7 protein-coding genes and 1 pseudogene are annotated in these 7,477 nt (G+C 47.4%); 3 read left to right on the top strand and 5 right to left on the bottom strand.

Annotation, left to right across the window (positions count from 1 at the left end):
* Window positions 1–122: 122 nt before the first annotated feature.
* Window positions 123–320: a hypothetical protein gene (locus RIG66_RS05400; protein WP_446375928.1), complete on the bottom strand. Its 198-nt coding sequence runs from the start codon at window positions 318–320 to the stop codon at window positions 123–125.
* Window positions 321–468: 148 nt separating this feature from the next.
* A complete protein-coding gene (locus RIG66_RS05395) occupies window positions 469–1,242 on the bottom strand; it encodes a hypothetical protein (protein ID WP_446375926.1) in 774 nt (257 codons plus the stop codon).
* A 404-nt stretch (window positions 1,243–1,646) separates the two neighbouring features.
* Between RIG66_RS05395 and RIG66_RS05390 the strand changes: the two genes are divergently transcribed.
* Together RIG66_RS05390 and RIG66_RS05385 are read left to right on the top strand one after the other, a co-directional pair.
* On the top strand, window positions 1,647–2,114 hold the full coding sequence (locus RIG66_RS05390) for a hypothetical protein (protein ID WP_446375924.1): 468 nt from the start codon (window positions 1,647–1,649) through the stop codon (window positions 2,112–2,114).
* 165 nt (window positions 2,115–2,279) lie between these two features.
* Window positions 2,280–3,197: a hypothetical protein gene (locus tag RIG66_RS05385; RefSeq protein WP_446375922.1), complete on the top strand. Its 918-nt coding sequence runs from the start codon at window positions 2,280–2,282 to the stop codon at window positions 3,195–3,197.
* Window positions 3,198–3,322: 125 nt separating this feature from the next.
* Here RIG66_RS05385 and crtR read toward each other — a convergent pair whose 3' ends face one another.
* From crtR to RIG66_RS05370, 3 genes and pseudogenes are all read right to left on the bottom strand, one after another.
* Window positions 3,323–4,231: a beta-carotene hydroxylase gene (gene crtR, locus RIG66_RS05380; RefSeq protein WP_446375920.1), complete on the bottom strand. Its 909-nt coding sequence runs from the start codon at window positions 4,229–4,231 to the stop codon at window positions 3,323–3,325.
* Window positions 4,232–4,591: 360 nt separating this feature from the next.
* On the bottom strand, window positions 4,592–5,752 hold the full coding sequence (locus RIG66_RS05375; protein ID WP_446375918.1) for a sodium-dependent bicarbonate transport family permease: 1,161 nt from the start codon (window positions 5,750–5,752) through the stop codon (window positions 4,592–4,594).
* An 868-nt stretch (window positions 5,753–6,620) separates the two neighbouring features.
* Window positions 6,621–6,831, bottom strand: a pseudogene (locus RIG66_RS05370) (hypothetical protein); the annotation flags it as partial.
* A 165-nt stretch (window positions 6,832–6,996) separates the two neighbouring features.
* Here RIG66_RS05370 and RIG66_RS05365 point away from each other — a divergent pair.
* The gene (locus RIG66_RS05365; protein ID WP_446375916.1) at window positions 6,997–7,314 is read left to right on the top strand and encodes a P-II family nitrogen regulator; all 318 of its coding nucleotides are present in this window, start codon (window positions 6,997–6,999) and stop codon (window positions 7,312–7,314) included.
* Window positions 7,315–7,477: the final 163 nt, after the last annotated feature.

Genomic DNA, 7,477 nt, shown 5'->3' with positions numbered 1-7,477 from the left:
ACAGAACCGACTCCTGTGCAAAGGAAAGCTTTAGATTTATTGGGCGTTAGCCTGATTTGTACCCAGTGAACCCGAAAGTCAAATCGCCCTAAGCCGGGATACGCATACAGTGTAGCTATTTGTCAAAGGGGAACTTCAGTTAAAAAATAAGCTTGCTGGGCGCGATTCATTGAGGCAATATACTGTTTGGGTTCGTATTGCTGTGTTTCACGAGCAAAATCAGCAAATTCAACTAATAGATAAGATAGTCCCCACAAGCTAATTATTCCTAGCAAAGCTAACCAGCCACAACCATAGCCACTATTTGTATCAGCAGTCATTTAACTCTCTCTCCTACGAAGTAAACAGTACAAAACAACCCGACTTAAAGCCAAAAATTAATTTTTTAACCTCTCTCTCCCTCTGCGTACCTCTGCGCTAACCTCTGCGTCCTCTGCGTTTCAAAAAAAACCTTAAACCAACGCCCACCTACCCTTGAAGCTGCATCAAATAATAAGCCATGGGAATAATTCCAAAAGAACCTATATGCATCGACATAACTGTCATTGCCAAATTAGGATGCTTCTGCTTTAATAAACCTGCGATCGCAAACCCTTTCGTCACAAAGCCCAAAATAAAGCCAATCAGCAGTAACCCGGCTGTCACAGCGTAAAGGAACGCTAGGTTTGCGGAACTATCCATGGCACTAATCAGGAATAACGTAGCAAAACCTAAAGCCATGAAGAAAAGATAAACACAAAACCTAAACATCCCTTGACTGATATTCTTCAAATATCCTCGACGCTGACAGAATGAAAGACACATCGCCGCCGATAAAATCGAGCCAATGAGAGCCAAAGGAAACATTGCACTTAAAGAAACCCAACTAACCAAACTAGCCAACAGATAAAACCCATTCGCCAAACCTGCTATCAAAAAAGCTTTTCGGAAAGGAAGCAACTCTCGTTTGCACAGGATAAAAGATTCAATTAAAACCGTAGCCAATAACGGTAATCCATACCCGTACATCAATGACATCGCCGGAAGCGTAATCAGACTAGAGCCAAATAACCATCCTCTATTCAATCCACCGCAAGCCATGGCGGGTAATGTCAGCATTAGCAGTAAACCGACTGTACCTCCTGTCACCTTGAGCCAAGATAGTCTCGGCGGCTGCGGCTTTACGGGGACACCCCTATAAAGAACCAGGGGAGCAGGTGTCAGAGGGAGCAGAGTCAAATCCAGGCTTGGCTTCTGTGTCATCGGTATTCTCCAGCAACTCGTGTTATGTCCCATCTAATCAGTCACATCTTTGAGATCCCATCGGAGTTATTCGAGAACTCATCGACTTCTCATTGACTTCGTTGTGATGGGGTTACTGGACTATATCTCTCCAGCTTCAGGAGCTTATGCAATGCGTGTCCCATTTTTTTTAGCGGCTTCTGCCTTTCATAACCGTTTTAACGGCGATGAATTACAAGGTTGCTTTCTGGTTAACTTTCACCCATTCGGGTATCACTTTCACCCATTTGGGTGTATTTTTTAAGTTTAAAAAGTGATATTTTTTATTTAAATAATTAATCAAATTTGTATCAATTTGTAAAACCAAACCAATGTTTATTGGTTGGCACAATAAAATAGAATTAACAAGATACATAGGTGTCATCATGCAAGTTAGAAACGAGAACTATTCAAAGTTGCCTCGTTTCCTCCATCGCTATTTTCTGCTTCAGAGGATAGGGGCAAAACGATTAGCAGGCTCAACGTTAACCCAAGTCCTCACCCTAGCCATTGCGGTTGGATTGACCAATCTGGGAGCAACTTTCGCTCAAGTTCCGGGAAATAGTACGATAAACTCGCCAACACCGCAGTCTTTCCCCTCTCCTAGATTGCCTAGGCGTGAGCTAGAAGTACAACCTGTGCGACCTATCCAAATTCCCGCTATCTATGAACATCCTGATTTCTTTGAGGAAGGACACGAAGAATTCGAGGAACAAATTGACAAGCTAAGACAGAGAAATACGCCAGATTATTCCGAAGACGAGGTACTCACAATTGAAGAGTCAGCGTACTGGGAAAATCAAGACCATGGAGAGAGTTGGTTGACGAACAAATCCCACTCTGAGCTATATTAACTGTTTGTAGTAAGCGCTTAAGCGCTTCTGCCACTAAAGTGGCTACTACGAACTCAGGTATAGAGGTGTGTTAATTTGTCGCCAGACATAAGCCCATTGATAGAAGGTAAACCCTTCTATTTTTTTTAGAATGAGCGTAAACCCAATAAAAACGGAGGTTAAATTATGACTACTCAACGCAACAAGTATTCAAAATTACCGCGTTTACCCGATCGCACTCCTCAATCTCCAGCGTCAGAGTCTAAACTAGGCATGGGTTCTACAGTTGCCAAACTAGGGACTCTAGCCATCGCCGTAGTCCTAACAAATCTGGGTTTAACCCATTCAGCGTTTGCTCAAGCTCAAATTCCCAGGAATCCTAATTTGCAAACGCCACAACCCTTACCATCCGATCAGACTCCGAATATAGACCTCCCTGACGCCGAACCGCCTCAACCCTTACCACCCCATGGTATCTATGAGCATCCCGACTTCTTTGAGGAAGGGGAGGAAAAACTAGAACGACGCATTTACAGGCTAAGAGAAAGACGCGATGAAGACGAATCTGAAGAGGATGTACTCACGATTGAAGAGCAAGCCTACTGGCAAAATCGAGACCATCCAGATAGTCTGCTAACGTTGCGTGATCCAGAAACAGGATGGACGAGAGTGGTTTCCACTCAGGAAGAATTTGCGGTTTCTCTACCCAAAAAGCCGACAGATGTCACAGCCGTTCCAGCCAACCAAGCAACTAACCTTGATCTAGAAGCGTATCGACTCAATCAACCTCCCCAAAGATTCGTCATCGCTTATTCTGAAGAAACCACGTTAACTGAACCAGACGCCAAGTTACGCCAAGTCCGCGACCAAATTTTAGCCGAAACTGACGCTCAATTACAGGGCGATCGCCCAATTTCTCTGGAGGGTTATCCCGGTCGATCCTTTCAACTGAGAACCCCAAATCAAGTGATGACTTACAGGTTGTATTGGGCGGACAATCGCCTATATGTTTTGAGAGCGAGTCAACAGCATTCAGGGGAGACTGATTATCAATTGGCTCAGTTTTTCAATTCCTTTGAGCCAATTACTCAATGGGATAATTAGGGGCTGCTGAATAAGTCTTGTGGTGGGGAGAGGCAATAGGCAATAGGCAATAGTTTTTGTACTCAAAATCTACTCTAGGTAAAGGTTTCAAGGATTAAGATGGCAAAACTTGTGAGAAATGCGGGTCATAGGGATTTGGTATCATGGGTTTGTCCCGATCCTTTATGGTGAAAACGAATTCCCAGGAAAATATCATAGACGAAACTTAAAAAATCTTTGCCTTGTAGCAGTCCCAATGATTGATGACAGCCCTTTTGTTCTAATAAAGGCTGAGTGGCTCGATAGGCTCCTTGATATTTATACCAGGGAATAGAGGGCCACAGATGATGAATCAAATGGTAATTCTGACCCATAATCATAATATTCAGGATTGGGCTAGGATAAACCCTGGCATTTTTCCAGCGATCGCGTTCTTTGAAGGGACGATGGGGTAAATAGTCAAAAAACAACCCCAATGCCAATCCCACAACCAGAGCTGGGGTAAACCAAAAGTTCATGATATAGCCCAAAAAGCCATAGTGACACGCCAGGTAAATCACCCCCGCCACAAACGCTCGGCTCAAGAACCATTCCAGCAGTTCATACTTACGCCATAAGCGACGCTTAAAGAAAAAGATCTCATGGTAAAAAAAGCGTGCCGCAATTAACCACAGAGGACCCCCCGTTGATACAAAATGATCGGGATCATTTTCTGGATCATTCACATTGGCATGATGCTGCATGTGTACCCGGGTAAACACTGGGAACGCAAACCCCAACATCAACGCACTCCCATGACCCATCAGCGCATTCGCGATCCGATTTTTGTGGGCGACATTGTGAGAGGCATCATGGATTACCGTACCCGCCATATGCAATGCTAGGACATTAATCCCAAAGCACAAGGGTGCGGGTAACTCCCACAGCCAGTAACCGCAGGTCGAGAAGACTATCAGAGCCATCGCTACTATGAACATTAGTAACGTTAGATTAAAATCTTCGGGGGCACCCAAGAATTCTCTGGGTACGGTCAGTGGCTTGATTGCCTCCGACATCGTTGTTTGTACTCCTTATTAACTATCCTTTGGTAGTATAAGATGTCTTAACAGAATTATAAAGTTTTGTTGACATCAGGTCATTTAATCAAAATTGACCGACTGATAAGCTTAACACGTTTTGGCGGCTTCGCTCAGGATCTGGGGAAGCTGGCAGCAATTCTCACCAAAAAAGCCGGGGCATGACCCCGGCTTTTTGGTGACTGTGTTTCGTACCTGCGGGACGTTGACGTCGGCAAAGAAGTCATTAGCCCAGACCGATGGGCTGCGTGGCTGTTGAATGGAGACGACGCAGACCTTGACATAGCCGCCGCGTTGGTCGCTGGGCTAGGGGAGCATCGGCAGACCGCGACTCTGAAATCAGCCGCCCATCAGCGCCTGGGCGAGTCCGATGTAGAGCGGTATTCCTATGGCAAGCGCAACTGGCGTGCCGACGGCTGTGGACGAGCCGATGTAGGCGGAGGGATTGGCAGACGGGATACCAGCTCGTAAAGTGGGCGGTCCTGAGATGTCTGAACTGGAGGCGGCGATGACAGCTAGGAGCACGACGCCGCCAGGGGTGAATCCCGTGGCGACGTGGGCAATCCAGCCGAGACCGAAGGCAATGAGCCCATGCAGCAACGGCGCCACAAAGGCATATAGGGCGTACCACTGACCCACCTTGCGCAGCTCGCCAAGCCTTGCCGTAGCCTCCATACCCATTACCAGCATCAGGATCGAAAGCAGGCCCCGGAAGGGGGGATTGTAGAAGCTCTCATAGACACTGTCCGGCTGGGTTAGTATGCCTAGAGCGATGCCGAGCAGCAGTGCCGATAGGGCAGAGCCCTGAAGGCTTTCCTGGATGATGGGCCATATTTTGACCCGCTCGGGCTCCTGGCTGGGATATCCGCTTGCGGTAATGCGCTGCTGGCTGAGATACTCCTGCCTGGTGGTGGGATACTCCTGCTCGCTGGGATACCCGCCTGCGGTAACGCTCTGCTTGCTGAGAGACTCCTCCTTGCTGAGAGACTCCTCCTTGCTGAGATACTTTTGCTTTTGCTTGCTGACATAAATACTGGCTAAGACAATCGCAGTTACGAGCGCTGGGATGTCCATGAAAGGATAGAGTGCGGCAGCCCAGGGCTCGTATGTTATGCCTTCCGATTCCAGTACCGTTATGCCGGCGGCGAGGGTAGAGCCACTCACAGCACCGAACAAGCCAGCGGTCGCAATGGCATCCACAGTTTTGACTTTCGGCAGCTTGGCTAACGTGTAGCGCCCGATGAACACGATAAGAATCCCTATGATCACGGCGAATGATGCGGGCAACAGCATCTCCAGCAGATTGGAATTGCGGATCGCAATGCCGCCGCTCAGACCGACTTTGATGAGCAGCATGAAGACGATGAACTTATAAACCGCATCTGGAACTTGCAGTTGGCTATTGAGGGCGGCAACGACCATACCACCAATCAGAAAGCCGAGTGTCGGGGACTGCAACTTCGCCAGGAAGAGCGTCAAAAAATCGGTCAAAAAATCCACTTTGTAATTCCTCCTTAATCAGATATTAGGGGTCAGGACGGCAGGCAAGCGTTGCCTCGAGTCCTGGGTGGCCGGCTCCACATATCCGGGTGAGCAGCGAGTCAACCCGCCACTAAGAATGCATCTGCATCCCGGTGCGTTGTGTGCTGGAAGATAAGGTTTTGCTCCAACGAGCGCAAACGATCACGCTAATTCAGTGGTGATTCATTGGCAATCTCACCCCCAAAGCCGCAAACCAGATGCAGACTGTGGGAAACAGGGCCAACCAGAGATGAAGATATAGTCATTCCAATTTATTTCCGTAAATCTTTAGAGTCCGTGAAGACGGACTTCGTTGTGTTAGCCTTGGATTTCCAATCCGCTGGCAGTTGTTGCTGTTGGTTTCTACTTGGAACTACAATAGAGCCGGCTGTGGAAGCGCCGGCGGTGTACAGAAAGTTTTGACGAGACATACGAGAGAAATTTGCCATGAATACCTCCTTCCGCCTCCCCTGGCTGGGGAAGTGGTGATTGTGATAAGTGAAATTGGTTAAAAGTTGCAGAAAGCGGGGGTGCAGCGCTACACCCCTACAGCACAGGTATTATGCGAATACCTGTCCCGCAGCATCTCCCATAGATCAAGATCTATGTAAGACCCGAATCTCTATGTGCTTAAGTTTATCTTAAAATCTGTACCAACTTGCATGGAAATGCCCAATTCAAATCATAAGTTTTCCTTTTAGTCTCAGAAAACCCCTATATCTGTGGTCAATGTAACTGTCACCCCTAGTGGGACTCGACAACCTGGCGTCACTTGCGGTGTTTAACAACCAGATCACCGATCTTTCCACCCTCGCAGACCTTGATCAGCATTTTATTCCAAGTTGGTGAAGAAGCTTTTTTCTTTCGCGATCGGCGCACAAGCCTTCAGCGGCACAAAGCCCACACCCAGATTGACTTTTTCCAGACCGTGACGAGTAGATCGCTCAGCAGCACCGCCTCGTCCAAATCGTGGGTTACCATGATGGCGATAACGTTGTTTTCTTCACAATATGCATCAACTGCTCTTGCAGTTTGCCACGGGTCATAGCGCCAAAAGGATAAGTGTTTTTTATAAAATGCTTCCGTTAATCTGAGTCAATCTTTCTCAACAGAAGGTATTGGATTCGCCGATCTTTGGCATAATCTTAAAGATATGGTTCAAGGCAAGACTTTATGGTTTTGCCTTGAATTGTCGTAATAGAACGCATCAAGAGGTAAACTACATGACCCAGAAAGCCAGCAAGCTCGTCATCGTCACGGAAAAGGTGCTACTGAAAAAGGTCGGCAAGATCATCGACGAAGCCGGAGCTACCGGTTATACGGTGGTGGACGCTGGCGGTAAAGGCAGTCGCAACGTGCGCTCGTCGGGACAACCCACCGTTTCCGACAACTTCTCGAATGTAAAGTTCGAGATACTCACCCCCAATCGGGATATGGCCGTGAAGATTTCGGATGAGGTCGCAGCGAAATTTTTCGACGACTATTCGGGCATCAGCTATATCTGTGATGTGATGGAGGTACTACACGCGCACACGTTCTGAATCAAAACCCCAGTCAGAAGTTCCGTTCCGAAAAACCTATACAGAACTATGCAGATCTAGGCATATCTGTACATAGTCGGAACGTGCAGACCAAGACTCACCGCAGTCTACGTTAGACGGGTCATGACACCTTGATGTGAACGCCAGCATCATGCTCTATCGG

Origin of the sequence: Coleofasciculus sp. E2-BRE-01 (assembly GCF_040221695.1) — a bacterium.
In the GTDB taxonomy this organism is placed as follows: domain Bacteria; phylum Cyanobacteriota; class Cyanobacteriia; order Cyanobacteriales; family Coleofasciculaceae; genus Coleofasciculus.
The sequence above is the reverse complement of the archived record's forward strand: the minus strand, read 5'-3'. Positions and strand labels throughout refer to the sequence as shown.

Bases quoted from the DNA above. Each gene is read 5' to 3' on its own strand.
- RIG66_RS05400 (WP_446375928.1), bottom strand. From the start codon at position 320: ATGACTGCTGATACAAATAGTGGCTATGGTTGTGGCTGGTTAGCTTTG.
- RIG66_RS05395 (WP_446375926.1), bottom strand. From the start codon at position 1,242: ATGACACAGAAGCCAAGCCTGGATTTGACTCTGCTCCCTCTGACACCT.
- RIG66_RS05390 (WP_446375924.1), top strand. From the start codon at position 1,647: ATGCAAGTTAGAAACGAGAACTATTCAAAGTTGCCTCGTTTCCTCCAT.
- RIG66_RS05385 (WP_446375922.1), top strand. From the start codon at position 2,280: ATGACTACTCAACGCAACAAGTATTCAAAATTACCGCGTTTACCCGAT.
- crtR (WP_446375920.1), bottom strand. From the start codon at position 4,231: ATGTCGGAGGCAATCAAGCCACTGACCGTACCCAGAGAATTCTTGGGT.
- RIG66_RS05365 (WP_446375916.1), top strand. From the start codon at position 6,997: ATGACCCAGAAAGCCAGCAAGCTCGTCATCGTCACGGAAAAGGTGCTA.